This window comes from Geodermatophilus sp. SYSU D01106 (assembly GCF_054049995.1).
Window position 1 is genome coordinate 24,500 of sequence record NZ_JBJGYM010000025.1, and the last position, 24,137, is coordinate 48,636.

The window sequence follows — 24,137 nt, forward strand, 5'->3', positions numbered from 1 at the left end:
GTCACTGCGCCTTGGCGAGCGTCCCCAGGTAGAGCTCGATGACCTTCGGGTCGGTCATCAGCGACTTGCCCGTGTCGGTGTAGGCGTTGCGGCCCTGGTCGAGCACGTAGCCGCGGTCGCAGATCTGCAGGCAGCGCCGGGCGTTCTGCTCGACCATGATGATCGAGACCCCGGTGGCGTTGATCCGCCGGCAGCGGATGAACACCTCGTCCTGGTAGGCCGGCGACAGGCCGGCCGACGGCTCGTCGAGCAGCAGCACCGACGGGTCCATCATCAGCGCCCGGCCCATGGCGACCATCTGCCGCTCACCGCCGGACAGGGCGCCCGCCTTGCCCTTGCGCCGCTCGCCGAGCAGCGGGAAGAGGTCGATGACGTAGTCGAAGCGCTCCTTGAACGTCTTCGGCCGCAGGTAGACGCCCATCTGCATGTTCTCCTCGATGGTGAGCGAGGGGAACACGTTGTTGTTCTGCGGCACGTAGCCCACGCCCATCGAGACCAGCCGGTGCGCGGGCGCCGAGGTGATCTCCTCGCCGCGCAGCGTCACCGATCCCGAGCGCACGGGGATGAGCCCGAACAGCGTCTTGAGCAGCGTCGACTTGCCGGCGCCGTTGGGGCCGATGATCCCGACGAGCTCGCCGTCCTGCAGGTAGAAGTCGGCGCCCCGCAGGATGTTGACGCCCGGGACGTAGCCGGCGACGAGGTCGTCGGCGCGCACCAGGGCGCCCTCGGCGAGGCGCAGGTGCTCCTCGCGGGTGGCGGCCTTCTCCGCGGGGGAGAGCTCGGTGGTGCCGGCCGCGGCCTCGGCGGCGCGGGTGACGTCCTCGCCGGACTCGTCGACCTGGAACAGCGGGTCGCTCATCGACCGGTCTCCTTGTGCACGTCGGACCCCAGGACCTCGCCGCCGCCGTGCTCCTCGGCGGCGATCTGCGCCTCGGCCTCGGCGAGGACCTGGTCCTCCTCCTCGACGGTCAGCGGGGCGTCGTGGTGGGCGCCGAGGTAGGCGTCGACCACGGCCTGGTTCTGGCTGATGGACTCGGGCGGGCCCTCGGCGATCACCCGGCCGGCGGCCATGACGACCACCCAGTCGCTGATGTCGCGGACGACGTCCATGTCGTGCTCGACGAAGATGACCGTCATGCCCTCCTCGCGGAGGTCCTTGACGTGGCCGAGCAGGCTCTGCGTCAGGGCGGGGTTCACCCCGGCCATCGGCTCGTCGAGCATGACGACCTTCGGGTCGCTCATGAGCGCCCGCGCCATCTCGAGCAGCTTGCGCTGACCGCCGGAGAGGGTGCCGGCGAACTCGTCCTTCTTGGCGTCGAGCTTGAACCGCCGCAGCAGGTCCATCGCCTTGTCGGTGTTCGCCTTCTCCTGGCCCTTCCAGGTCCCGGGCACCAGGGCGCGCAGGAAGCTCTCGCCGCGCTGGCCCTGGGCGCCGAGCAGCATGTTCTGCAGCACGGTGAGCCGGGACAGCGCCTTGGTGAGCTGGAAGGTGCGGACGACGCCGAGCCGGGCGACCTGGTGCGGCGCCAGCTTGCCCAGCGGGCGCCCGTCGAAGCTCCAGGTGCCGGTGTTGGGCTGGTCGAAGCCGGTCAGCAGGTTGAACAGCGTCGTCTTGCCGGCGCCGTTCGGCCCGATCAGGCCGGTGATCCCGCCGCGCTGCACCTCGAGGTGCTCGACGGCGACCGCGGTGAGGCCGCCGAAGGTGCGGGTGACGCCGTCGACGACGATCGCCGGGTCCGGCTTGGCGACGCCGACCTCCCACGGGACGTCGCGCAGCGCGGCCTGGGCCAGTCGCTGCGGCGCCGCGCGGTGGACGCCGCCCTTGTCCAGCGACGCCGCGTGGGCGCCGGCCGGGGTGTTCTCAGCGGGCATCGAGCATCACCTCTCGTCGGTCTCCGAAGATGCCCTGCGGGCGGAAGACCAGCAGCAGCATCAACCCGACACCCACGAGCACGAAGCGGATCTGCGCGACGTCGGTGGAGGACAGCAGGCCCTCGGGGATGATGCCGTTGTCGATGAGCAGCCGCAGACCGGTGTCGGCGAACTGCAGGATGAACAGCAGGATGATCGACCCGACCACCGGACCCAGCACGCGCGCGGCGCCACCGAGGATCAGGGCGGCGTAGGCGAGGAACGTGTTGGCGTTCTGGTACTGGTCGGGGACGGCCGATCCGGTGCCCACGGCGTACACCATCCCACCGAGCGCGCCGAGGATGCCGCCGAGGACCAGCGCCTGCATCTTGTAGACGTAGACGTTCTTGCCCAGGGCGCGGACGGCGTCCTCGTCCTCGCGGATCGACTTGAGCACACGGCCCCAGGGGCTGCGCATGAGCGCCCAGACGAGCAGGCAGGCCAGGATGACCAGCACCCAGCCGACGACGGCGACCCAGAGCTCGCCGCCGGACCAGCTGGTGCCGAGGATGCGGTAGCGCTCGTTGGTCGCCCACGGGGCGAGGGAGATGAAGTCGCCGTTGAACGACGACAGGCCCCGGGTGCCGTTGGTGACCGGCGTGGCCGACACCGACCGGAACAGCAGCCGCAGGCCCTCCGCCGTCGCGATGGTCGCGATGGCCAGGTAGTCCGCGCGCAGCCGCAGGGTCGGCAGGCCGAGCAGGAGGGCGAGGACGACCGCGGCCGCGAGGCCCACGACGACGCCCACCCAGAAGGGCAGGCCCCACTGGCTGACCGAGATCGCGATGCCGAAGCCGCCCAGCAGGGCGAACGCGATCTGACCGAAGTTCAGCAGGCCGGCGTAGCCGAACTGCACGTTGATGCCGATGGCCAGCAGGGCGAAGAAGATCGCCTGGAAGCCGAGGCCGGCCTTGAGGGCGACGGCCAGGGCGTCGATGAGGTCACCCATGGCTCAGCCGATCCGGACCCGGCTGCCCAGGATGCCCTGGGGCCGGATGACGAGGATGACGATCAAGAGCAGCAGCCCTCCGACGTACTTCACGTCATTCGGGATGACGAGGGTCGACATCTGCACGAACACGCCCACGATGAGGCTGCCCACGAGGGCGCCGTAGGCGGTGCCGAGGCCACCGAGGGTGACGCCGGCGAACATCAGCAGCAGCAGGCGGAAGCCCATGTCCCACTGCACCTGGTCGGACAGGCCCAGCAGCACGCCGCCGAGCGCGGCCAGCGCGCCACCCATCATCCAGACGACGAGGATGACGCGGTTGACGTCGATGCCCGAGGACGCGGCGAGGTCGCGGTTGTCGGCGACCGCGCGCATGGCCTTGCCGATCTTGGTGCGCTGCAGCATCACGGCCACCAGCACCAGGACGACGAGCGACACGACGATCGACACGAGCGCGCGGTTGGTCAGCGTGAACAGGCCGTAGTCGACGGCCCGCCCGGTGGCGACCTGGTACGGGCTCGACCGGCCGCCGTAGACGATCTGGATCAGGTAGCGCAGCAGCAGCGACAGGCCGATCGAGACCACGAGCGCGGCGATCAGGCCGGTGCCGCGGCGGCGCAGCGGGCGCCACAGCGCGAGCTCGTTGAGGGCGCCGACGGCTGCGCCGGCGACCATCGCGATCAGCGTCGCGGCGATGAGCGGGACGCCGCCGGAGACGTTGACGTACCAGGCGACGACGGCGCCGATCGTGACCAGCTCGCCGTGCGCGAAGTTGGTCAGGCCGGTGGTGCCGAAGATGAGCGACAGGCCGACGGCGGCCATGGCGATCAGCAGGCCGAACCGGATGCCGTCGACGAGCAGCTGGACGGCGCGGACCGTGCCGCCCCCGCCGCCGCGGCTGCCGTCCTCGAGCCCGATGATGACCGCCTGGCGGCGACCCTCGTCGACGGTGACGGTGCGGTTGTCCGCTCCGGCCAGCTCCACGCCCTCGGGCAGGTCGTCGGCGTCGATGGTGACGGTGTAGTCCCCGGGGCCGGGGAGGTCGACCGACCAGCGGCCCTCCTCGTCGGTCTCGACGCTGTCGATCTCCTGGCCGCCGGCTTGGGTGACGGTGACCTCGACGCCCTCGATGGGGCCGGACCGGCTGGTCTGCAACGTGCCCAGCACCTGCTCACCCTCGGCGCTCGCGATCCCGGGGGCCAGGAAGGCCATCCCGGTGGCGGCGACGAGGACGAGCAGGAGCCGCAGCAGCACGCCTCGGGCGACGGCGCCGGGGCCCGGGCGGATCGCGCTCCGGTGCGGCCCGGGTCGCCCCGAGGTGGCTGACGGGTGCCTCACACAACCTCCCTGGTCGTGGCAGTGCTCAGGCGCAGTGTCGAAGGACACTGCGCGGGCAGGAGGCGTGACGGTAACCCAGGCCTGTTGCGTCGCCGTTCCCTCGAGTCCCACCTGTGACCCGAGCGAGATCTCCGGCGGGCCGCGGTGATCACTCCTGTCCCACCCCGGCGCGTCGCCGCGGGCGAGCCGCGGGACCGGGTGGACGATCTCGCCACCGTCCAGGGGAGGACTCCCGTGTCAGGAACCGGTCAGCGGTCTGGCGTCACGACGCGCGTGGCGCGTCCCGAGGACCTGCCCGCGGTGCTGTCGCTCGTACGGCAGCACCGCGCGGAGGCCCACGCCGAGGGGGTGCTCACCGGCCAGACGCCGGGCGCCGCCGCGGCGGTCGGGTTCCGCCGGCTGCTCGCCGACCCCGGTCACCGGGTCGTCCTCGCCGTGCTGCCGGGCGACGCCGCGCCGGGTCCGGACTCGGCCGGCGAGGTCGCCGTCGGCCTCGCGGTGCTCGGGCCGGACCCGCTGTCGACGGTGCTCGGCGTCCCGCAGGTGACCGTCGACAACCTCGTCGTGCACCGCGACCACCGCCGGCACGGCGCGGGCACCGCGCTGCTCGCGGCCGCGGCCGCCTACGCGGAGGAACTGGGCGCCCTCCACGTCGTCGCCGCCGTCGGCGGGCACGAGGCCGAGCGGCAGCGGTTCTTCGCCCGGATGGGCTTCGCCCCGCTCACCACCCGCCGGATCGTGCCGCGGGAGACGCTCGCGCGGGTGCTGGCCGGCCGGCTGCGCGGCGGGCTGAGCCTGCCGCGGCGGCCGGTGCCGCGCCGCCGCCCGCCGCTGCCGCGCGTGCTGCCCGTGGTGCTCCCGACCGACGTGCGTCCCGAGGCACCGGCCCGGGCGCGCTGAGAGCCGGGCCGGTCCGCTGGGCCGGTCAGGCGGGCAGGATCGCGCAGGTCAGCCGGGCGGTCGCCGTCCGGCGGCCGCGGTCGTCGGTGACCTCGACCATGAACGTCGACAGCGTGCGGCCGATCCGCGCGGGCGTGCAGACGGCGGTGACCGTGCCCGACGTGGCCGCGCGGAGGTAGCTGGCGTTGAGCTCGACGCCGACGGCCTTCTTCCCGGGGCCGGCGTTGATCATCGCCGCCCACGAGCCGACGGTCTCCACCAGCGAGCAGGTGGCGCCGCCGTGCAGCAGGCCGAAGGGCTGCTGGTTGCCCTCGACCGGCATGGTGGCCACGAGCCGGTCGGGCCGGAAGTCGACGATCTCGATGCCGAGCTTGTCGTCGAGCGGGCTGGCCGCGCTCGGCGGCAGCCACTCCGGGGGAGGCGTCGTCACCCCCGGCACGCTAGCCAGCGGCCGCGGGGACGGCCCGGCAGGGGCCGGGAACGTCGTCGCGCGGACCTAGGATCGTCGGCGATGTCCGCTCCGGTGACCACCTCCGCGCCCACCGCCCCCTCGAGTCCGGGGACGCGGCCGCGCCTGCTGCTCCTCGACGGGCACTCGCTGGCCTACCGCGCGTTCTTCGCGCTGCCGGTGGAGAACTTCTCCACGACGACGGGCCAGCCCACCAACGCCGTCTACGGCTTCACGTCGATGCTGATCAACGTGCTGCGCGACGAGCAGCCGACGCACCTCGCCGTCGCCTTCGACGTCGGCCGGCAGACCTTCCGCAGTGAGATCTACGCGGAGTACAAGGCAAACCGCAGCGAGAGCCCCACCGACTTCCGCGGCCAGGTCAGCCTCATCCAGGAGGTGCTCGGCGCCCTGCGCGTCCCGGTGATCACCGCGCCGGGCTACGAGGCCGACGACGTCATCGCCACGCTCACCGTGCAGGCCGTCGAGCAGGGCATGGACGTGCTCATCTGCACCGGCGACCGCGACGCGCTGCAGCTGGTCAACGAGCACGTGACCGTGCTGTACCCGCGCAAGGGCGTCTCCGACCTCACCCGGTTCACCCCGGAGGAGGTCGAGACCAAGTACGGGCTGACCCCCGTCCAGTACCCCGACTTCGCGGCGCTGCGGGGCGACCCGAGCGACAACCTCCCCAGCATCCCGAGCGTGGGGGAGAAGACCGCGGCCAAGTGGATCCGCGAGTACGGCTCCCTCGACGAGCTCGTCGACCGGGTCGACACGGTGAAGGGCAAGGTCGGGGAGAAGCTGCGCGAGCACCTGTCGTCGGTCCTGCAGAACCGGCGGCTCACCGAGCTCGACCGGCAGGTGTCCCTCGAGCTCGGCCCGCAGGACCTCGCCGTCCGCGCCTGGGACCGCAACGAGGTGCACACCCTCTTCGACAACCTGCAGTTCCGGGTGCTCCGCGACCGGCTGTTCGCCACGCTCAGCAGCGCGGAGCCGGAGGTCGAGGGCGGCTTCGACGTCACCGCCGACGAGGTGGCCCCCGGGGAGCTCGGCGCCTGGCTCGACGCGCACGCCCGCACCGGCCGCACCGGGGTGGTCCTGCGCGGCACCTGGGGTCGCGGCACCGGGGAGCTGACCGGGATCGCGCTGGCCGCCGGCGACGACCACGCCGTCTTCGTCGACCTCGGGCCGGGCCTCGACGCCGCCGACGAGCAGGCGCTGGCCGAGTGGCTGTCCGACCCCGCCGTCGAGAAGGTCGCCCACGACGTCAAGGGCCCGCTGCTCGCCGTGTGGGCGCGCGGGTGGGACCTGCGGGGCCTGGTCAGCGACACCGCGCTCGCCGCCTACCTGGCCACGCCGGGGCAGCGCTCGTTCGACCTCGCCGACCTCTCGGTGCGCTACCTCAAGCGGGAGCTCAAGGACGCCGCCGAGCCCGAGAGCCAGATGACGCTCGACGGGATGGGCCCCACCGAGGCCGACATCGCCGCCGAGGCCGCGCACGCCGACGTCCTCAAGGCCGTCGCGGTCAACGACCTCTCCGACGCCCTCGAGCAGGTGCTCGGCCAGAAGGGCGGCGACCACCTCCTCGAGGGGATGGAGCTGCCGCTCACCCGGGTGCTCGCCCGGATGGAGCAGCGCGGCATCGCCGCCGACATGGACCTGCTCACCGAGCTGCAGCGCGAGTTCGCCGAGGGCGTGGCCGCCGCGGCCGCCGAGGCCTACGCCGTCATCGGCCGGGAGATCAACCTCGGCTCGCCCAAGCAGCTGCAGGCGGTGCTGTTCGACGAGCTGGGCCTGCCGAAGACCAAGAAGATCAAGTCCGGGTACACCACCGACGCCGAGGCGCTCACCTCGCTGCTGGCGCAGACCGGGCACCCCTTCCTCGAGCACCTGATGCGCCACCGCGACGTCACGCGGCTGCGCACGGTCATCGACGGGCTGATCCCCATGGTCGACGACGGCGGCCGCATCCACACCACGTTCCAGCAGACGATCGCCGCCACCGGCCGGCTGTCCTCGACCGACCCGAACCTGCAGAACATCCCGATCCGCACCGCCGAGGGCCGCCGGATCCGGCAGGCGTTCGTCGTCGGCGGCGGCTACGAGACGCTGATGACGGCCGACTACAGCCAGATCGAGATGCGGATCATGGCCCACCTGTCGGAGGACGCCGGGCTGATCGAGGCGTTCACCTCGGGGGAGGATCTGCACTCCTTCGTCGCGTCGCGGGCCTACGACATCCCGATCGACCAGGTCGACCCGGAGATGCGCCGGCGGATCAAGGCCATGAGCTACGGCCTGGCCTACGGGCTGTCGGCCTACGGGCTCGCGCAGCAGCTGCGGATCACCCCGGAGGAGGCGCGCGGTCAGATGCACGCCTACTTCGAGCGCTTCGGCGGCATCCGCGACTACCTCGACGGCGTCGTCGAGGAGGCCCGGCTGCGCGGCTACACCGAGACCACGCTCGGCCGGCGCCGCTACCTGCCCGACCTGACCAGCGACAACGGCCAGCGCCGGCAGATGGCCGAGCGGATGGCGCTCAACGCCCCGATCCAGGGCTCGGCGGCCGACGTCATCAAGGTGGCGATGCTCGGCGTCGAGCGGGGCATCGAGGCCGAGGGCCTGCGGTCGCGGATGCTGCTGCAGGTGCACGACGAACTCGTGCTCGAGGTGGCGCCGGGGGAGCGGGAGGCGCTGGAGGCGCTGGTCCGCCGGGAGATGGCCGGCGCGGCGGAGCTGTCGGTGCCGCTGGAGGTCTCCGTCGGCGTCGGCAGCAGCTGGGACGCCGCCGCCCACTGACGACCACCCTGACCCTCCACCTGACGTGGAGGGTCAGGGTGCGGGGTCAGGCGCCCTCCCGGACCTCGGTGATCTCGTCGGCGACCAGGCCGTGTGCCTCTCCCCGCGCCGCTGCGCGGGGCCACGGGTCGCCGCACGGGACGTCAGGGCCGGTGCGCGACCAGCACCATCGTCCCGGGCACCAGCGCGCCGCGGGCCGGCGACCACTGGCCCCACTCCTGCGTGCGCCCGGGCGTCCACTCCGGCTCGACCAGGTCGTCGAGCACCAGGCCGGCCCCGACGACGGCTCGGACCCAGTCGCCGACCGTGCGGTGGTGCTCGACGTAGACGGTGCGCCCCGCGCCGTCGGTCTCCACGTAGGGCCGCCGGTCGAAGTAGGACGACACGATCCGGAGGTCGTCGGGGTCGGGGGAGTCCGGCAGCGGCCAGCGGAACGGGTGGTTCACCGACGCCGCGAACCGCCCGCCGGGCCGCAGCACCCGCGCCACCTCGGTCAGCGCCCCCTCGACGTCGGCCACGAACGGCAGCCCGCCGAACGCCGAGCAGACGACGTCGAACGACGCGGCGGCCAGCGGCAGCGCGCCGGCGTCGGCCTGCAGCAGCGGGACGGGCGTGCCGGTGCTGCGGCCCAGCCCCGCGGCCCGGGCGAGCATCCCGGCCGACAGGTCCAGCGCGACGACCTCGGCCCCCGCCCGGCGCAGCCAGCGCGCGCACGGCGCCGACCCGCAGCCGACCTCGAGCACCCGCCGCCCGGCGACGTCGCCGAGCAGGTGCGCGTCGGCCTCCCGCAGCCCCTCCGGGCACCACAGGAAGTCGGCGTCACCGAGGTCGGCGCCGTGCTCGGCGAGGTAGGCGGGCGCCGCGGCGTCCCACCAGCCGCGGTTGGCGCGGGACGACTCGCCGGCGCCGGCCGGGCGGCGCTCGACCCCGCCCGCGGCGGGGTAGCCGTCGGGCCCGAGGGGGAGCGCGGGGGGCGGCATCATGACACGCCCAGCGTGACACGCCGCGGCCGACCGGCAGAGGTCGCCCACCCAGGTGGACCCGCGCGCGCCCGCGTCCGTACCATGGGAATGCGCCTGAGGTCTGTCAGTGCTGTACCCGCAAGGGATCGGCGCGCGCCGGCTCTCCCCGCATCCGCGGTCACCCGGCCGCGACACCCCGTCCCTACGCATCCCCCGTCCGGAGCACTCGACCACATGACCTCCACCCAGGTCCGTCCTTCCAGCACCCCCCAGATCGCGGTGAACGACATCGGCACCGCCGAGGACTTCCTCGCCGCGATCGACCAGACGATCAAGTACTTCAACGACGGCGACATCGTCGAAGGCGTCATCGTCAAGGTCGACCGGGACGAGGTGCTGCTGGACATCGGCTACAAGACCGAGGGCGTCATCCCCTCGCGCGAGCTGTCCATCAAGCACGACGTCGACCCCAACGAGGTCGTCAAGGTCGGCGACGAGGTGGAAGCCCTCGTCCTCCAGAAGGAGGACAAGGAAGGCCGCCTGATCCTGTCCAAGAAGCGCGCCCAGTACGAGCGCGCCTGGGGCACGATCGAGGCCAAGAAGGAAGCCGACGAGGTCGTCACCGGCACCGTCATCGAGGTCGTCAAGGGCGGCCTCATCCTCGACATCGGCCTGCGCGGGTTCCTCCCCGCCTCGCTGGTCGAGATGCGCCGCGTGCGCGACCTGCAGCCCTACGTGGGCCGCGAGCTCGAGGCGAAGATCATCGAGCTCGACAAGAACCGCAACAACGTCGTCCTGTCCCGCCGGCAGTGGCTGGAGCAGACGCAGTCCGAGGTCCGCAGCGAGTTCCTCAACAAGCTCGCCCGCGGCCAGGTGCGCACCGGTGTCGTCTCCTCGATCGTCAACTTCGGCGCGTTCGTCGACCTGGGCGGCGTGGACGGCCTCGTGCACGTCTCCGAGCTGTCCTGGAAGCACATCGACCACCCGTCCGAGGTCGTCGAGGTGGGCCAGGAGGTCACCGTCGAGGTCCTCGACGTCGACCTCGACCGCGAGCGGGTCTCCCTGTCGCTGAAGGCGACGCAGGAGGACCCGTGGCGTCAGTTCGCCCGCACCCACCAGATCGGCCAGGTCGTGCCGGGCAAGGTCACCAAGCTGGTGCCCTTCGGTGCGTTCGTCCGGGTCGACGAGGGCATCGAGGGCCTGGTCCACATCTCCGAGCTGGCCGAGCGCCACGTGGAGATCCCGGAGCAGGTCGTGCAGGTCGGCGACGAGATCCTCGTCAAGGTCATCGACATCGACCTCGACCGGCGCCGCATCTCGCTGTCCCTCAAGCAGGCCAACGAGGGCGTCATCGGCGACGAGGAGCAGTTCGACCCCGCCGCCTACGGCATGTCGGCCTCCTACGACGACCAGGGCAACTACATCTACCCCGAGGGCTTCGACCCGGAGACCGGCGAGTGGCTCGAGGGCTACGACGAGGCCCGCGAGACCTGGGAGCGGCAGTACGCCGAGGCCCAGTCCCGCTTCGAGGCGCACCGCAAGCAGATCGCCGCGGCCCGCGAGGCCGACGCCGAGGCGGCTGCCGGGGGCAACTACAGCTCCGGTGGCGACGCGCCGGCCGGTGACACCGGTGCCAGCACCGGCGGCACGCTGGCCAGCGACGAGGCGCTCGCCGCGCTGCGCGCCAAGCTCGCCGGCGGGGAGTGACCCGCTGACCGGCTGACGGTCTGATCGACGACAGAGGCCCAGGACCCGCGAGGTCCTGGGCCTCTGTCGTGTGCGGGGAGGGTGCCCGCCCGCCGTCCCCGTCCGGGCGGGCACCCTCGTCCGTCGCAGGGCCCCGCTCCGGGGACCCGCGGGCTCAGAGGCTCAGGATGATGGCGAAGGCCGAGCGCGGGCGGCCACCGGCGGCGGCCAGCGACGACCACGTGTGCCGGCCGGCCGGGGCGGCGTCGAGCAGCCAGCGCAGGAAGGTGCGGCGGGCCGGCGCCGGGTGCGCCGCGGTGTTCGCGACGAGGCGCTCGCGGACGGCCGGCAGGTCGGCGACCCGGATGCCCCCGGCGCGCTCCGCCCGGTGGCGGCCCGGGGTGCGGGGGCCGGCGGGGACCGTCGCGACGGCGGTGCGGGACTGCGACATCGGGCTGCCTGCCTCTCTCGGCTGCGTCCCCCTCCATGGGGAAGCGACGGGGCGGACGTTATGAGGAGTGGCGCGTGTGACTGGTGCGACGCGCCGTGCACACGGGACGGGTGTTACCCGTCCGTGACCGCCTCCGGCGCGGTCGTTACGGTCCGTGCGTGCTGCGGATCGGGTTGACCGGCGGGATCGGGTCGGGGAAGAGCACGGTGGCGGCGCTGCTGGCCGCCCGCGGGGCGGTGGTCGTCGACGCCGACCGGATCGCCCGGGAGGTGGTCGAGCCGGGTACCCCGGGCCTGGCGGCCGTCGTCGGCTCCTTCGGCCCCGGTGTCCTGACCGCCGACGGCGCGCTCGACCGCGCCGCGCTCGCCTCGATCGTGTTCGCCGATCCGGAGGCCCGCGCCCGGCTCGACGGCATCGTGCACCCGCTGGTGCGCGCCCGGGCCCAGGAGGTCGTGGCGGGCGCCGCGGCGGACGCCGTCGTCGTCCAGGACGTGCCGCTGCTCGTGGAGACCGGCCAGGCGGGACAGTACGACCTCGTGCTCGTCGTCGAGGCCGACCTCGAGACGCGCGTGGCACGGCTGCTGCTGCGTGGCCTGACCGAGGAGGACGCCCGCGCCCGCATCGCCGCCCAGGCCACCGACGAGCAGCGCCGCGCCGTGGCCGACGTCGTCCTGGACAACAGCGGCGCGCCCGACGCGCTGGCCGCGCAGGTCGAGCGGCTGTGGGCGGAGCGGGTCGTGCCGGCGCTGGGGGAGCGGGACGGGTCCTGAGGCCGGTGGAGGCGACGGGCCCGCCGGGACGACGAGAGCCCCGGACCTGGTGGTCCGGGGCTCTCGTGCTGGTGGGCGATACTGGGTTCGAACCAGTGACCTCTACCGTGTCAAGGTAGCGCTCTACCACTGAGCCAATCGCCCGAGTCCGGTGCGGTGACCGGCCCGCTCCACCGCGCTCGGCGAGGAGGCGAGGTGGAGACGGGATTTGAACCCGTGTAGACGGCTTTGCAGGCCGTTGCCTCGCCTCTCGGCCACTCCACCGCACACACGAGCGCCGGTCTCGCGACCAGCGCCCGAGGTCCCGAGCGGACGACGGGATTCGAACCCGCGACCCTCACCTTGGCAAGGTGATGCTCTACCAACTGAGCCACGTCCGCGTTGCTGTCTTGCAGGGAGAACACTACCTGACGTCCGCGGGGGGTTTCACGGGGGGTCCCCCCGGGGGTCAGCGGGCCCCCGGATCGGCCCCGCCGGACAGCAGGGCCGCCAGCTCCTCGTCGACGGCGAGGGCCGCCGTCTCCTGGCCGGGAGGTACCAGCGCCTCGGTCTGCTGCAGGAACGCCGCCACCGTGGCCCGCGACAGCTCGAACAACGCCTCGCCCGAGGGCGCGCGCAGGTGCAGGTAGAGGACGTCGCCGCTGGTGCGCGCCGGCCACAGCCGCACGTCGCCGTCGCCGGCCGGCCGCTCCAGCCCCGTGGCCAGCAGCTCCCGGCCCAGCAGCCAGGTGACGCCGTCGTCGGCGGGCTCCCCGGGCTCGCCGAACCCGATCCGCACGGCGAAGGGGTCGCTGACCGCGTACGACAGGACGGCGGGGACCTCGGTCCACGACGTCGGGCCGACCAGGTGCAGCGTCGTCGGGACGGAGTACCCCGGGGAGGAGCGGTGTGCCCTGTCGCGGTCCATGACTCCTAGAACGACCGGGGACGCCGGATGTTGCGCCGAGGTGCGCCCGGGCGTGTCGCACGGACGGGTGAGGTCCGTGGGGCGGGCGACCGCGGAGGAGGACGACGGTGAACCGCCGGGCCTCCACGCAGCGAACGCGGCGTGTGACGATGGGAGCCGTGACGCGTCCGGCACGACGACCGGAGGGCGACTCCGGCGATGCCGACCTCGTGCTGCGCGTGCGCGCGGGGGACCGCGGCGCCGTCGACGACCTCTACGACCGCTTCCGCCGCCCGGCCTTCGCGCTGGCCCGGCGGATCCTCGCCGACGACACCCTCGCGGAGGACGTCGTCCAGGACGTGTTCCTGAGCGTCTGGCGCGACCCGTGGGCCTACGACCGGGCGCGCGGCAGCTTCTCCTCCTGGCTGATGGCGATGGTGCACCACAAGGCCGTCGACGCCGTCCGCCGCGAGGAGGCCCACCGGCGCCGCCAGGCGCGCGCCGAGGACGACCTGGCGCTCACCGCCCCGACCACCGCCACCGACGTCGAGGACGAGGCGTGGAGCCGGGTCGTGTCCGAGCGGGTGCGGACGGCGCTGGGCACGCTGCCCGACGCCCAGCGGGAGGCGCTGACCCTGGCCTACTACGGCGGCTACACGCAGCGGGAGGTCGCGGCCCTGACCCGCGCGCCGCTGGGCACGGTCAAGACCCGCATGCTCGCCGGGATGCGCCGGCTCAAGGAGGAGCTCGGCGCGGTCGGCGGCGCCACGGCCGGCGGCGCCCTGAGCGGTCCCGCGGCGGTCGACGGGGGTGCCCGGTGAGCGCGCCGCGCGACGACCACGAGGCGTGGGACGAGCTCGCCGTCGGGTGGGCGCTGCACGCGCTCGAGCCCGAGGACGAGGCGCTGTTCACCCCGCACCTGCCCGGCTGCGCGCGGTGCGCGCGCACCGTCGCCGAGACCTCCGAGGTGATGGCCGCGCTGGCGAACGACCTGCCGCCGGCCGAGCCGTCGGAGGGGCTGCGCGACCGGCTGCGCGACGCCGTGGAGCGCACCGAGCAGGTGCCGCCCCCGCCGTCGGCGGCCGGGGCGCCCGACGCCGGGCTGCCCGGCGCGGCGACCGGCCCGGTGAGCGGTCCGGGAAGCGGTCCGGCGGCCGGTCCGCGACAGGTCCCCGGCCCGCCGGGCGGCCGGCGGCGCACCGACGTCCCCGGCGGGGGCGGCTCCACGCGGGCAACCGGCTTCCCCGGCTACGTGCCCGCGCCGGCGGGGGAGGAGCGCCCGGAGCGGACCGCGTGGCGCCGCGTGCTGCCCAACGCCCTCGTCGCCGCCGCGGTCGCGGCGATCCTGGCGCTGGGCACCTGGAACGTCGTCCTCAGCTCCGCGCGGGACGAGGCGCAGGCGGCCGCCGCCGAACAGGCCGACGTCGTGCAGTCGCTCCTGCAGCCCGGCCGCGCCACCATCGCGCCGGTCACCGACGACGACGGCCACGACGTCGCCACGGTCGTCGCCCGCGACGGCGAGCTGCAGGTGGTCACGCACGGGCTGCGCCTCAACGACCGCGACGCGACCACCTACGTCGTGTGGGGGATGACCGAGACCGACCCGGTCCCGCTCGGCACCTTCGACGTCGTCTCCCCACAGACCGACCTCCGGGCCGTAGGCTCCGCCTCGACCGGTCTCGACGACTACGAGGCGTACGCCGTCAGCATCGAGCCCGGCCGTCAGGCTCCGTCGGAACCGACGGAAGTGGTCGCGAGCGGGCAGGTGAGCAGCTGAGCGGACAGGAGACCGTGCCGCCCCTCCCTCGGGAGGCGCCGGCCGGACCGACCGCGGGGACGCGGCGGGAGCGGGACGGGCACGAGAGCCTGCGCGAGCGGGTGGCCGACTCGGGCTGGCGGCGACGCATCGCCGCCCGCCGGTCGATCGACCACGCCTACCGGATGGGCGTCGGCATCGTGGGCGGGCTGGTCGTCGCCGTCGGGCTGGCCACCATCCCGCTGCCGGGGCCGGGTTGGCTGACGGTCATCGCGGGCCTGTTCGTGCTCGCCACCGAGTTCATGTGGGCCGAGCGGCTGCTGGAGTTCACCCGGCGGCACGTCCGTGCCTGGACCGACTGGGTCGGCCGGCAGCCGGTGTGGGTGCGGCTGGGCATCGGCGTGCTGACGGCGGCCTTCGTCTACGGCGTCCTGGTCGTCACGCTGCACCTGACGGGCGTGCCGGACTGGGTGCCGGGGTGGGTGCCGCTCTGGCGGTGACCGTCTGGCATCATGGACGACGCAGCGGGCGATTGGCTCAGTGGTAGAGCGCTTCGTTCACACCGAAGAGGTCACTGGTTCGAACCCAGTATCGCCCACCCTGCGCGAGAGCCCCGGACCACGAGGTCCGGGGCTCTCGCCGTTCCCGGGCCGGAAATGCGTCGACCGCGCGCCGCGGCCCGCCTACCGTCCGCGGCCGTGGCGGGTGTCCGCCCCGGGGACCGAGGAGCGGGATGTCCTGCCACCTGGACGCACTGGCCGTCGGCGCGCACGACCCGGCCGCGCTCGCCCGCTTCTGGGCCGGCCTGCTCGGGCGGGACACCGTCGAGGGACCCGGCGGGGTCGACGTGCCGCCGGGGGAGGACCCCGGCCTGCGGCTGCGGTTCCTGCCGACGGCGCGGCCCCGCGCCGGCCGCAACCGCATGCACCTGGACCTGACCAGCGCGACGCCCGGCGACCAGCGGGCGACGGTGGAGCGGGCGCTGGCGCTCGGCGGCCGGCACCTCGACGTCGGCCAGCTCTCCGAGGAGGAGCACGTGGTGCTCGCCGACCCGGAGGGCAGCGAGTTCTGCGTCATCGAGGCGGGCAACCGCTTCCTCGAGGGCTGCGGCCCGGTCGGGGCGGTCGCCTGCGACGGCACCCGCGCCGTCGGCCTGTTCTGGGCCGCCGCGCTCGCGTGGCCGCTGGTGTGGGACGAGGGCGAGGAGACGGCGGTGCAGTCACCGCGGGGCGGGCCGAAGGTCACCTGGGGCGGGTCGCCGCCGGCGCCGGGGACCGGCCGTGGCCGGCTGCACCTGGACCTCGTGCCGGACGGCGGCGACCGGGAGGCCGAGGCGGACCGGCTGGTCGGCCTCGGCGCCGCCCGCGCCGGGACCACCGCCGGTGGAGCGGTCGAGCTCGTCGACCCCGACGGCACCGGGTTCCGGCTGCTCTGAGCGCGCTCGCCGGGGATGCGCCGGTCGTGGACGTGCCGGTCGTGGACGTGCCGGTCGAGGACGCGCCGGGGGGGGGGGGGGGGGGGGGGGGGGGGGGGGGCGGGGGGGGGGGGGGGGGGGGGGGGGGGGGGGGGGGGGGGGGGGGGGGGCCCCGCCGCCCCCCCGCCCCCCCCCCCCCCCGGGTGACCGGTCGGTCAGGCGGGGCCGTAGGTGAGGTGCGCGACCCCGTTGCTCAGCGCCTCGACGCCCAGCAGGGACAGCTTCTGCTCGGTGCCCTCGGGGAACAGGTGGATGCCCGTGCCGACGGCGACCGGGTAGACGTAGAGGTGCAGCTCGTCGACGAGGCCGTCGGCGACGAGGGCGCGCACCAGGGTGGCGCTGCCGCTGACGTAGAGGTCGCGGTCGGCCTTGAGCTCCCGGATCCGGCCGGCGTCGTAGCCGCCGACGGCGGTCGAGTTCCGCCACACCGACTCGGCGTCGGTCAGCGTCGACGACACGACGTACTTGGTCGTGTCGTTGAAGAAGGGCGCGCCCGGGTCGTCGTCGGCGGTGCGGGTGGACCACGCCGGCGCGAACATCTCGAAGGTCGTGCGGCCCAGCAGGATGCCGCCGGCGGGCGCGGTGAGCGCGCCGATCGAGGCGGCCAGGTCCTCGGGGAACCCGTAGTCCATCGTCCACATCGGCGCGTCGACGACCCCGTCGACGGTGGTGAACTCGTGCACCCGGATGACGCCCATGTCGTGCTCCTCACAGCTCCCGGACGGCCCTGTCGGCCGTTCTCGTCGGGTCAGACACTGGACGATCCCGTTTCTCATCGGTGCGGGACCCGCCGTCCTGACACGATGCGGCGGTGGAGCCGACCGGGCCTGGCCTCGACCCGTACACCCTGCGCGCCGTCGTCGAGCTGGAGGTCGCGCTCGAGGCGGGGGTGGCCGTCGACGCCGCGCACGCCGTGGTCGGCGACCTCGCGCTGGCCGCGTTCGGGCCGGGCGTCTTCGGCGCGATCGGCGAGGCGCTGGCCGAGGAGGGCCGCCCCGCCGACGACTGGGCGGTGCTGCTCGCCGACGACGCGCTGGCGGACCGGGTCCTCGGCCGCCTGCGCGAGCGGACCGGTGACGACGCCGGGGAGGGCGAGCTCGTCTGGTCGGCGGACCCGCCCGGCTCGAGTCCCGGCCGGGAGGGGTTCCGGCGGGCCGTCCGCCGCCGGCGGGAGAACGCCCTCACGGCGGCGGTGCTGCCCCGCCGGCACCGGGTGGCCGGGCGGCGCCGGCGCGACTGAGCGCACCCGCCGCCTCCGGGCCGATCGGGCGCACCATGGGGGAGATGGCACTGGACAGGGCCGCCCGCCTGGACGCGGCCGTGGAACGCGACGGACCCACCTGCATCTGGTGCGGGCGCACGCTCACCGGGCACGTCACGCCGACCACCGAGCACGTCGTGCCGCGCGTCAAGGGCGGCCCGTCGTGGCTGGAGAACGAGGTCGCCGCCTGCGGGCGGTGCAACGGCGAGCGCGGGCACACCGCGCCGGTGGAGTGGCTCGAGGAGTGCCTGCGCCGCGGCTGGCCGGCCGACGAGGCGCGGCTGGCCCGGTTGCTCGCCGCCCTGTCCGCCGCCATCGCCGAGCGCGGCGGGCAGCGCCGGGCCCGGCCCTACCTCGACTCCCAGCTGCGGCGGCTGCGCCGGCGGGGCGCCCGCGCCGCCTGAGCCGCGGCTAGCGTGGCCGCCGTGGGCACCGTCGTCGGCATCTCGGTCTACCCGGTGCGCGGCTGCGCGGGGACGCCGCTGGAGCGCGCCGACGTCGGTCCCGCCGGGCTGGCCGGGGACCGCGCGAGCGCCGTCGTCGACGCCGGCGGGCGGGTGCTGCGCGGGAAGGACGCGCCCGGGCTGGCCGCCGTCGCCCCCACCGGCGACGCCGGCGCCGACGCCGCCGCCCTCACCGCCGCGCTGGGCCGGCCGGTGCACCTGCAGCCGCTGACGGAGCGCCCCGACGGCGCGGCCGCGGTGCACCTGGTGTCCCGGCAGGCGCTCGACCGCGCCGCCGCGGGCGTCGTCCCGGCCGGGTGCGGCGCCGACGACCCCCGCGCCAACCTCGTGCTCGACCTGCCCGGCGACCTCCCCGACGCCGACGAGCGCACCTGGGTGGGGCGGCGGCTGCGCCTCGGCACCGCCGTCCTGGAGGTCACCCGCCTGCCGAGGCACTGCCTGGGCGTCTACGCCGAGGTGGCCGAGCCCGGCACGGTCGCGGTCGGCGACGAGGTCGTCCCCGCCTAGCCGAGGCGGCCCCCGCGGGGAGGAGGTCAGCACCACGCGGTCGGGTCTCGGGAACACGGGGGGCCGGTCGATACGCTGGCCGGAGCGCGCCCGTCCGCACGGGCGCCGCCCCGAGCACCCGAGAGAACCCCAGGAGACCCCGTGTCCGCCGCGCCCGCCCCCGCCGTCACCGCCCCGATCCGGGTGCCGGCCGGGACGACGGCCGAGCAGGCGCTCAAGGACGCCGGGGTGCCGCTCAAGGGCCCCGACGGCGCCGTCGTCGTCCGGGACCTCGGCACCGGCGACCTGCGCGACCTCGCCTGGGTCCCCGGGGACGACGCCGAGGTCGAGCCCGTCGTCGCCGCGAGCCCGGAGGGCCGCGCGGTGATCCGGCACTCCACCGCGCACGTGCTCGCCCAGGCCGTGCAGGACCTCTTCCCGGGCACCCGGCTGGGCATCGGCCCGCCGGTCGAGAACGGCTTCTACTACGACTTCGACCCGGAGAAGCCGTTCACCCCGGAGGACCTGCAGGCGCTGGAGAAGCGCATGCAGCAGATCGTGAGGGCCGGGCAGCGCTTCTCCCGCCGGGAGATCGGCGACGACGACGCCCGCGCCGAGCTCGCGCACGAGCCCTACAAGCTCGAGCTGATCGGGCTCAAGGGCGGCGCCGGGGACGCGGCCGAGGGCGCGGACGTCGAGGTCGGCGGCGCGCAGCTGACCATGTACGACAACCTCGACCCGCGCACCGGCGAGCGCCTGTGGACCGACCTGTGCCGCGGCCCGCACCTGCCGCGCACCAGCGGCATCCCCGCCTTCAGCCTCACCCGCTCCGCCGCCGCCTACTGGCGGGGCAGCGAGAAGAACCCGCAGCTGCAGCGGGTCTACGGCACCGCGTGGGAGAGCCGCGACGCGCACAAGGCGTACCTCGAGCAGGTGGCCGAGGCCGAGCGCCGCGACCACCGCCGCCTCGGCGCGGAGCTGGACCTGTTCAGCTTCCCCGACGAGATCGGCTCGGGCCTCGCGGTGTTCCACCCGAAGGGCGGCGTCGTCCGGCGGGAGCTGGAGGCCTACAGCCGGCAGCGGCACGAGGAGGGCGGGTACTCCTTCGTCAACACCCCGCACATCACCAAGGGCCGGCTGTTCGAGATCTCCGGCCACCTCGACTGGTACGCCGAGGGCATGTACCCGCCCATGCAGCTCGACGAGGAGCGCGACGCCGACGGCACCGTCCGCCGGCAGGGGCAGGACTACTACCTCAAGCCGATGAACTGCCCGATGCACAACCTCGTGTTCGGGTCCCGCGGCCGCTCCTACCGCGAGCTGCCGCTGCGGCTGTTCGAGTTCGGCACCGTCTACCGGTACGAGAAGTCCGGCGTCATCCACGGGCTCACCCGCGCCCGCGGCTTCACCCAGGACGACGCGCACATCTACTGCACGCCCGAGCAGATGGCCGGCGAGCTGCGCGGCCTGCTCGACTTCGTGCTCGGCCTGCTCGCCGACTACGGCCTGTCGGACTTCTACCTGGAGCTGTCCACCCGCAACCCGGAGAAGTCCGTGGGGTCGGACGAGAGCTGGGAGGTGGCCACCGAGGCGCTGCGCCGGGCGGCGCTGGACTCCGGTCTCGAGCTCGTGCCCGACCCGGGCGGCGCGGCGTTCTACGGCCCGAAGATCTCCGTGCAGGCCCGCGACGCCATCGGCCGCAGCTGGCAGATGTCGACCATCCAGGTCGACTTCAACCTGCCCGAGCGGTTCGGCCTGGAGTACACCGCCGCCGACGGCTCCCGCCAGCGGCCGGTCATGCTGCACCGCGCGCTGTTCGGCTCGATCGAGCGCTTCTTCGCCGTGCTGACCGAGCACTACGCGGGCGCGTTCCCGGCCTGGCTGGCGCCGGTGCAGGTGGTCGGCATCCCGGTCACCGACGACCAGGTCGGCTACCTGACCGACGTCGCGCTGCGGCTGCGCGAGCACGGCATCCGGGTCGAGGTCGACGACTCCGACGACCGCATGCAGAAGAAGATCCGCAACGCCAGCAAGCAGAAGGTGCCTTTCGTGCTCATCGCCGGCGCCACCGACGCCGAGGCGGGCGCCGTCTCCTTCCGCTACCGCGACGGCAGCCAGCGCAACGGGGTGCCGGTCGCCGAGGCCGTCGACGCCGTCGTCGCCTGGGTGCGCGCCCGGCACAACGCCGACCCGACCGCCGACGTCCCCCAGGGGACCCCGTGACCGTCGGCCCGGACGGCTTCTCCGTCCCGGTCTCCAGCGACGACGGCGGCCCGGCCACCGTCTTCGAGCACCTGTGGACGCCCTACCGGATGGCCTACATCCGCGGCTCGGGCAAGCCCACCGGTGAGCACGACTGCCCGTTCTGCCTCATCCCGGCCATGCCGGACGAGGAGGGCCTGGTGGTGGCGCGCGGGGAGACCGTCTTCGCGGTGCTCAACCTCTACCCGTACAACGCCGGACACCTCATGGTGGTCCCGTACCGGCACGTGCCCGACTACACCGACCTCACCGACGCCGAGGTCGCCGAGCTGGGCGCGTTCACGCAGACGGCGATGCGGGTGGTGCGGCAGGTGACCGGCGCGCACGGCTTCAACATCGGGATGAACCAGGGCTCGGTGGCCGGCGCCGGCATCGCCGACCACCTGCACCAGCACGCGGTGCCGCGGTGGGGCGGGGACACCAACTTCATGCCGGTGATCGGCCTCACGCGGGTGCTGCCGCAGGTGCTCGCCGAGACCCGCACGCTGCTGGCCCGGCACTGGCCGGACGCCGCGGCGCCGGTCGCGGGGAGCTGACGGTGCTCGGCTCGGGCGCGCGCGCGGCCGTCGGCCGGTTCTGGGCGCCGGTCGCCGTCCGCCTGGCGCGCGCCGGGGTGACACCGGACATGGTCACCGTCACCGGCACGGTCGGCGCGATCGCCGCGGCGGCGACGCTGATCGCGCACGGCGTGCTGTTCTGGGGCGCGTTCACCGTCACGCTGTTCGTGCTGCTCGACATGCTCGACGGCGCCCTGGCCCGCGCCCGCGGCGGCGGGTCGGCGTTCGGCGCGGTGCTCGACTCCACCTGCGACCGCGCCGTCGACGCCGCCGTCTTCGGGGCGCTGGTGTGGTGGTACACCGGCGCCGGCGACGACCGGCTGCTCGCGCTGCTGGCCCTCGTCGGGCTGACCCTCGGCGTGCTCACCAGCTACATCAAGGCGCGCGCCGAGGGCGTCGGGATCCCGTGCGACGTCGGCCTGGTCGAGCGCACCGAGCGGCTGATCCTCGTGCTCACCGGCACCGGGTTCACCGGGCTGGGCATCCCGTACGCCGTCGACGTCGGGCTGTGGCTGCTCGTCGCCGGCGGGGTGGTGACCGTGGGCCAGCGGGTCGTGGCCGTGCACCGCGGCGCCCGCGGCCGCGCGCTGACCCCCACCGCCCCGGCTCCGTGACCGGCCTGCGCGCCCGGGTCGCCTCGCGCGCCGCCGACCTCGGCTACGCCGCCGGGTGGACGGCGGTGCAGCGGCTGCCCGAGCCGGTGGCCCGGGGCGCCTTCGACGCCGGTGGCCGGGTGGCCGCCCGGCGCGACGGCCGGGGCGTGCGGCAGCTGCGGGCCAACCTGCGGGTGGCCACCGGCGGCAAGCTGGACGACGCCGAGCTCGACGCGCTCACCGGGCGGGCGCTGCGGTCCTACGCGCGCTACTGGCAGGAGGCGTTCCGGCTGCCGCGGCTGCCCGGCGCACGGATCGTGGCCGGCACCACGCACTCCGGCGTGGAGCACCTCCAGCGGGCCCGGGACGCCGGCCGCGGCGTCGTCATCGCCCTGCCGCACAGCGGCAACTGGGACGCCGCCGGCGTGTGGCTGGTCGACTGGCTGGGCGGGTCGTTCACGACCGTGGCCGAGCGCCTGCGCCCGGAGTCGCTCTACCGGCGGTTCCTCGAGTACCGGGAGTCCCTCGGCATCCGGGTGCTGCCGCTGACCGGGGGTGAGCGGCCCAGCTCCGCGGTGCTCCGCGAGGAGCTCGCCGCCGGGGGCTTCACCTGCCTGCTCACCGACCGCGACCTCGGCCCCGGCGGTGTCCCGGTCGAGTTCTTCGGCTGGCCGACGACGATGCCCGCCGGCCCGGCCCTGCTCGCCGCGCAGACCGGCGCGGCCCTGCACCCGGCGGTCTGCCGGTTCACCGACCGCGGCTGGGAGTTCGCCGTCTTCCCGGAGGTGCGCGTCGACGGGCCCGGGCGGCTGCGCGACCGGGTCGGGGCGGGCATGCAGGGCGTGGCCGACGCCTTCACCGACGCCCTCGCGGTGGCCCCGGAGGACTGGCACGTGCTCGGCCGGATCTGGGCCGACGTCCCGCCCGACCCGCCGGCCGCGAGGCGGCGCTGATGCGGATCGGTCTCGTCTGCCCCTACCAGTGGGACGTGCCCGGCGGGGTGCAGTACCACGTGCGCGACCTCGCCGAGACCCTGCGCGGGCTCGGCCACTCCGTCGAGGTGCTCACGCCCGCGGAGCACGAGAAATCGCTGACCGACCCCTGGCTCACCTGGGCCGGGCGGACGGTGCCGATCCCGTACAACGGCTCGATGGCCAGCGTGCAGTTCGGCCCGGTCTCGGCCGCCCGGGTGCGCCGGTGGCTGCGCGAGGGCCACTTCGACGTCGTCCACGTGCACGACCCGGCGCCGCCGTCGATCGGCCTGCTGGTCTGCATGATCGCGACCGGGCCGATCGTGGCGACGTTCCACGCCGCCACGGTGCGGTCGAAGTGGCTGGCCGCGTGGGGGCCGGTGGTCCGGCCGTGGCTGGAGAAGATCAGCGGCCGCATCGCGGTGTCGGACTTCGCCCGCCGCGTGCAGGTCGAGCACCTCGGCGGCGACGCGGTGATCATCCCGAACGGCGTGCACGTGCCGTTCTTCGCCGAGGGGCCGACGCTGCCGGGCGCCGCGCGCGGCGTCGACGGCCCGACCGTCGGCTTCCTCGGCCGCTACGACGAGCCGCGCAAGGGCCTGCCGGTGCTGCTGGAGGCCGTGCGCGCCGTGGTGGCCGAGCACCCCGGCGCGCGGCTGCTCATCGCCGGCCGCGGCGACCCCGACGCGCTGCGGGAGGCCGTGGGGGAGGACCTGCGCCCCTCGGTCGCGCTGCTCGGCGAGCTCTCCGAGGCCGACAAGGCGGCGTTCCTGCGCTCGGTCGACGTCTACTGCGCGCCGAACCTGCTGGGGGAGAGCTTCGGCGTCGTGCTCATCGAGGCGATGGCCGCCGGCGCGCCCATCGTGGCCAGCGACCTCGACGCGTTCGCGCGGGTGCTCGAGGACGGCGACGCCGGCGTCCTGGTGCGCCGCGGCGACGCGCCGGCGCTGGCCCGCGAGCTGTCGGCGCTGCTGCGGGACCCGGACCGCCGGCGGGCGCTGTCGGCCGCCGGCCGGGAGGCCGCGGCCGCCTACGACTGGCAGGTCGTCGCCCGCCGCGTGCTCGCCGTCTACGAGACCGTCGCCGCGCCCGGGGCCGGCGAGGTGACCGCCGCCGACGACGCCGGGCTGGCCGCCGCCACCGGGTCACCGGGCACCCCGGACGGGGTGTTGCCGTCCCTGCTGCGGCGCGTGCGCCGCTAGCGTGGGCG

The 24,137-nt window shown here is 74.7% G+C and carries 25 protein-coding genes and 4 tRNA genes; 17 read left to right on the plus strand and 12 right to left on the minus strand.

What is annotated here, in order from left to right; translation table 11 throughout:
- Window position 1: 1 nt before the first annotated feature.
- Genes ACI78R_RS20370 through ACI78R_RS20385 form a run of 4 tightly spaced genes read right to left on the minus strand, consistent with a single transcriptional unit; the run spans window position 2 to window position 4,114 of the window.
- Window positions 2–859 carry an ABC transporter ATP-binding protein gene (locus ACI78R_RS20370; protein ID WP_457042072.1) on the minus strand — a complete coding sequence of 286 codons (858 nt, stop codon included), beginning with the start codon at window positions 857–859 and terminating at the stop codon, window positions 2–4.
- Window positions 856–1,872, minus strand: a complete 1,017-nt coding sequence (locus tag ACI78R_RS20375) for an ABC transporter ATP-binding protein (protein WP_457042073.1) — start codon at window positions 1,870–1,872, stop codon at window positions 856–858. Before ACI78R_RS20375 ends, ACI78R_RS20370 begins: the two co-directional genes overlap by 4 nt.
- On the minus strand, window positions 1,862–2,860 hold the full coding sequence (locus ACI78R_RS20380) for a branched-chain amino acid ABC transporter permease (RefSeq protein WP_073422602.1): 999 nt from the start codon (window positions 2,858–2,860) through the stop codon (window positions 1,862–1,864). The genes ACI78R_RS20375 and ACI78R_RS20380 overlap by 11 nt, the downstream gene beginning before the upstream one ends.
- A gap of 3 nt (window positions 2,861–2,863) precedes the next feature.
- Window positions 2,864–4,114: a branched-chain amino acid ABC transporter permease gene (locus ACI78R_RS20385; RefSeq protein ID WP_245794876.1), complete on the minus strand. Its 1,251-nt coding sequence runs from the start codon at window positions 4,112–4,114 to the stop codon at window positions 2,864–2,866.
- 357 nt (window positions 4,115–4,471) lie between these two features.
- On the opposite strand from ACI78R_RS20385, the gene ACI78R_RS20390 reads away from it, so the two are divergent.
- Complete coding sequence (locus tag ACI78R_RS20390) at window positions 4,472–5,098, plus strand: GNAT family N-acetyltransferase (protein WP_457042074.1); 627 nt, start codon at window positions 4,472–4,474, stop codon at window positions 5,096–5,098.
- A 25-nt stretch (window positions 5,099–5,123) separates the two neighbouring features.
- Here ACI78R_RS20390 and ACI78R_RS20395 read toward each other — a convergent pair whose 3' ends face one another.
- Complete coding sequence (locus ACI78R_RS20395) at window positions 5,124–5,528, minus strand: PaaI family thioesterase (protein ID WP_073422600.1); 405 nt, start codon at window positions 5,526–5,528, stop codon at window positions 5,124–5,126.
- A gap of 81 nt (window positions 5,529–5,609) precedes the next feature.
- Between ACI78R_RS20395 and polA the strand changes: the two genes are divergently transcribed.
- Window positions 5,610–8,348 (plus strand): DNA polymerase I, encoded by a 2,739-nt coding sequence (polA, locus tag ACI78R_RS20400; protein ID WP_457042075.1) that lies wholly within the window; start codon window positions 5,610–5,612, stop codon window positions 8,346–8,348.
- A 143-nt stretch (window positions 8,349–8,491) separates the two neighbouring features.
- Here polA and ACI78R_RS20405 read toward each other — a convergent pair whose 3' ends face one another.
- Window positions 8,492–9,331, minus strand: a complete 840-nt coding sequence (locus ACI78R_RS20405) for a class I SAM-dependent methyltransferase (RefSeq protein ID WP_457042076.1) — start codon at window positions 9,329–9,331, stop codon at window positions 8,492–8,494.
- Window positions 9,332–9,544: 213 nt separating this feature from the next.
- Here ACI78R_RS20405 and rpsA point away from each other — a divergent pair, with 213 nt between their 5' ends.
- Window positions 9,545–11,017 (plus strand): 30S ribosomal protein S1, encoded by a 1,473-nt coding sequence (gene rpsA / locus ACI78R_RS20410; protein WP_073422597.1) that lies wholly within the window; start codon window positions 9,545–9,547, stop codon window positions 11,015–11,017.
- A 154-nt stretch (window positions 11,018–11,171) separates the two neighbouring features.
- Here rpsA and ACI78R_RS20415 read toward each other — a convergent pair whose 3' ends face one another.
- Window positions 11,172–11,447, minus strand: a complete 276-nt coding sequence (locus tag ACI78R_RS20415; protein ID WP_336029595.1) for a hypothetical protein — start codon at window positions 11,445–11,447, stop codon at window positions 11,172–11,174.
- A 158-nt stretch (window positions 11,448–11,605) separates the two neighbouring features.
- Here ACI78R_RS20415 and coaE point away from each other — a divergent pair, with 158 nt between their 5' ends.
- A complete protein-coding gene (gene coaE / locus ACI78R_RS20420) occupies window positions 11,606–12,217 on the plus strand; it encodes a dephospho-CoA kinase (RefSeq protein WP_073422595.1) in 612 nt (203 codons plus the stop codon).
- A 69-nt stretch (window positions 12,218–12,286) separates the two neighbouring features.
- On the opposite strand, the gene ACI78R_RS20425 is transcribed toward coaE, so the two are convergent.
- The 4 genes from ACI78R_RS20425 to ACI78R_RS20440 all read right to left on the minus strand — a co-directional run bounded on the left by ACI78R_RS20425 (window position 12,287) and on the right by ACI78R_RS20440 (window position 13,124).
- Window positions 12,287–12,361 (minus strand) — tRNA-Val (locus tag ACI78R_RS20425).
- Window positions 12,362–12,410: 49 nt separating this feature from the next.
- A tRNA-Cys gene (locus ACI78R_RS20430) sits at window positions 12,411–12,481 on the minus strand.
- 43 nt (window positions 12,482–12,524) lie between these two features.
- A tRNA-Gly gene (locus ACI78R_RS20435) sits at window positions 12,525–12,597 on the minus strand.
- 68 nt (window positions 12,598–12,665) lie between these two features.
- The gene (locus ACI78R_RS20440; protein ID WP_457042077.1) at window positions 12,666–13,124 is read right to left on the minus strand and encodes an SsgA family sporulation/cell division regulator; all 459 of its coding nucleotides are present in this window, start codon (window positions 13,122–13,124) and stop codon (window positions 12,666–12,668) included.
- Between the two features lie 149 nt (window positions 13,125–13,273).
- Here ACI78R_RS20440 and ACI78R_RS20445 point away from each other — a divergent pair, with 149 nt between their 5' ends.
- The 5 genes from ACI78R_RS20445 (at window position 13,274) to ACI78R_RS20465 (ending at window position 16,294) form a co-directional block, all read left to right on the plus strand.
- Window positions 13,274–13,924, plus strand: coding sequence for a sigma-70 family RNA polymerase sigma factor (locus ACI78R_RS20445; RefSeq protein WP_245794874.1), 651 nt, complete (start codon window positions 13,274–13,276; stop codon window positions 13,922–13,924).
- On the plus strand, window positions 13,921–14,880 hold the full coding sequence (locus ACI78R_RS20450; RefSeq protein ID WP_457042078.1) for an anti-sigma factor domain-containing protein: 960 nt from the start codon (window positions 13,921–13,923) through the stop codon (window positions 14,878–14,880). Before ACI78R_RS20445 ends, ACI78R_RS20450 begins: the two co-directional genes overlap by 4 nt.
- A gap of 14 nt (window positions 14,881–14,894) precedes the next feature.
- A complete protein-coding gene (locus ACI78R_RS20455) occupies window positions 14,895–15,359 on the plus strand; it encodes a PGPGW domain-containing protein (protein ID WP_245794872.1) in 465 nt (154 codons plus the stop codon).
- A 26-nt stretch (window positions 15,360–15,385) separates the two neighbouring features.
- A tRNA-Val gene (locus ACI78R_RS20460) sits at window positions 15,386–15,457 on the plus strand.
- 135 nt (window positions 15,458–15,592) lie between these two features.
- A complete protein-coding gene (locus ACI78R_RS20465) occupies window positions 15,593–16,294 on the plus strand; it encodes a VOC family protein (protein ID WP_457042079.1) in 702 nt (233 codons plus the stop codon).
- Between the two features lie 194 nt (window positions 16,295–16,488).
- On the opposite strand, the gene ACI78R_RS20470 is transcribed toward ACI78R_RS20465, so the two are convergent.
- On the minus strand, window positions 16,489–17,031 hold the full coding sequence (locus ACI78R_RS20470) for a dihydrofolate reductase family protein (RefSeq protein ID WP_073422590.1): 543 nt from the start codon (window positions 17,029–17,031) through the stop codon (window positions 16,489–16,491).
- Window positions 17,032–17,144: 113 nt separating this feature from the next.
- Here ACI78R_RS20470 and ACI78R_RS20475 point away from each other — a divergent pair, with 113 nt between their 5' ends.
- The 8 genes from ACI78R_RS20475 (at window position 17,145) to ACI78R_RS20510 (ending at window position 24,129) form a co-directional block, all read left to right on the plus strand.
- Window positions 17,145–17,573 (plus strand): hypothetical protein, encoded by a 429-nt coding sequence (locus tag ACI78R_RS20475; RefSeq protein WP_457042080.1) that lies wholly within the window; start codon window positions 17,145–17,147, stop codon window positions 17,571–17,573.
- A gap of 44 nt (window positions 17,574–17,617) precedes the next feature.
- Window positions 17,618–17,998, plus strand: coding sequence for an HNH endonuclease (locus ACI78R_RS20480; RefSeq protein ID WP_175562962.1), 381 nt, complete (start codon window positions 17,618–17,620; stop codon window positions 17,996–17,998).
- Window positions 17,999–18,019: 21 nt separating this feature from the next.
- The gene (locus ACI78R_RS20485; RefSeq protein ID WP_083629021.1) at window positions 18,020–18,565 is read left to right on the plus strand and encodes an MOSC N-terminal beta barrel domain-containing protein; all 546 of its coding nucleotides are present in this window, start codon (window positions 18,020–18,022) and stop codon (window positions 18,563–18,565) included.
- A gap of 141 nt (window positions 18,566–18,706) precedes the next feature.
- Window positions 18,707–20,767, plus strand: coding sequence for a threonine--tRNA ligase (thrS, locus tag ACI78R_RS20490; protein WP_457042081.1), 2,061 nt, complete (start codon window positions 18,707–18,709; stop codon window positions 20,765–20,767).
- The gene (locus tag ACI78R_RS20495) at window positions 20,764–21,342 is read left to right on the plus strand and encodes an HIT family protein (protein ID WP_175562961.1); all 579 of its coding nucleotides are present in this window, start codon (window positions 20,764–20,766) and stop codon (window positions 21,340–21,342) included. The genes thrS and ACI78R_RS20495 overlap by 4 nt, the downstream gene beginning before the upstream one ends.
- A gap of 2 nt (window positions 21,343–21,344) precedes the next feature.
- On the plus strand, window positions 21,345–21,977 hold the full coding sequence (gene pgsA / locus ACI78R_RS20500) for a phosphatidylinositol phosphate synthase (RefSeq protein ID WP_457042082.1): 633 nt from the start codon (window positions 21,345–21,347) through the stop codon (window positions 21,975–21,977).
- Window positions 21,974–22,909, plus strand: coding sequence for a phosphatidylinositol mannoside acyltransferase (locus tag ACI78R_RS20505; protein WP_457042083.1), 936 nt, complete (start codon window positions 21,974–21,976; stop codon window positions 22,907–22,909). Before pgsA ends, ACI78R_RS20505 begins: the two co-directional genes overlap by 4 nt.
- Window positions 22,909–24,129: a glycosyltransferase family 4 protein gene (locus ACI78R_RS20510; protein WP_457042084.1), complete on the plus strand. Its 1,221-nt coding sequence runs from the start codon at window positions 22,909–22,911 to the stop codon at window positions 24,127–24,129. Before ACI78R_RS20505 ends, ACI78R_RS20510 begins: the two co-directional genes overlap by 1 nt.
- The last annotated feature ends 8 nt before the right edge of the window (window positions 24,130–24,137 follow it).

Excerpts from the sequence above, each read along its gene's own strand:
- polA (WP_457042075.1), top strand. The coding sequence starts at position 5,610 with ATGTCCGCTCCGGTGACCACCTCCGCGCCCACCGCCCCCTCGAGTCCG.
- ACI78R_RS20380 (WP_073422602.1), bottom strand. The coding sequence starts at position 2,860 with ATGGGTGACCTCATCGACGCCCTGGCCGTCGCCCTCAAGGCCGGCCTC.
- ACI78R_RS20470 (WP_073422590.1), bottom strand. The coding sequence starts at position 17,031 with ATGGGCGTCATCCGGGTGCACGAGTTCACCACCGTCGACGGGGTCGTC.
- ACI78R_RS20405 (WP_457042076.1), bottom strand. The coding sequence starts at position 9,331 with ATGATGCCGCCCCCCGCGCTCCCCCTCGGGCCCGACGGCTACCCCGCC.
- ACI78R_RS20510 (WP_457042084.1), top strand. The coding sequence starts at position 22,909 with ATGCGGATCGGTCTCGTCTGCCCCTACCAGTGGGACGTGCCCGGCGGG.
- ACI78R_RS20445 (WP_245794874.1), top strand. The coding sequence starts at position 13,274 with ATGGGAGCCGTGACGCGTCCGGCACGACGACCGGAGGGCGACTCCGGC.
- rpsA (WP_073422597.1), top strand. The coding sequence starts at position 9,545 with ATGACCTCCACCCAGGTCCGTCCTTCCAGCACCCCCCAGATCGCGGTG.
- ACI78R_RS20480 (WP_175562962.1), top strand. The coding sequence starts at position 17,618 with ATGGCACTGGACAGGGCCGCCCGCCTGGACGCGGCCGTGGAACGCGAC.
- ACI78R_RS20370 (WP_457042072.1), bottom strand. The coding sequence starts at position 859 with ATGAGCGACCCGCTGTTCCAGGTCGACGAGTCCGGCGAGGACGTCACC.
- ACI78R_RS20375 (WP_457042073.1), bottom strand. The coding sequence starts at position 1,872 with ATGCCCGCTGAGAACACCCCGGCCGGCGCCCACGCGGCGTCGCTGGAC.
- ACI78R_RS20440 (WP_457042077.1), bottom strand. The coding sequence starts at position 13,124 with ATGGACCGCGACAGGGCACACCGCTCCTCCCCGGGGTACTCCGTCCCG.
- ACI78R_RS20415 (WP_336029595.1), bottom strand. The coding sequence starts at position 11,447 with ATGTCGCAGTCCCGCACCGCCGTCGCGACGGTCCCCGCCGGCCCCCGC.
- ACI78R_RS20465 (WP_457042079.1), top strand. The coding sequence starts at position 15,593 with ATGTCCTGCCACCTGGACGCACTGGCCGTCGGCGCGCACGACCCGGCC.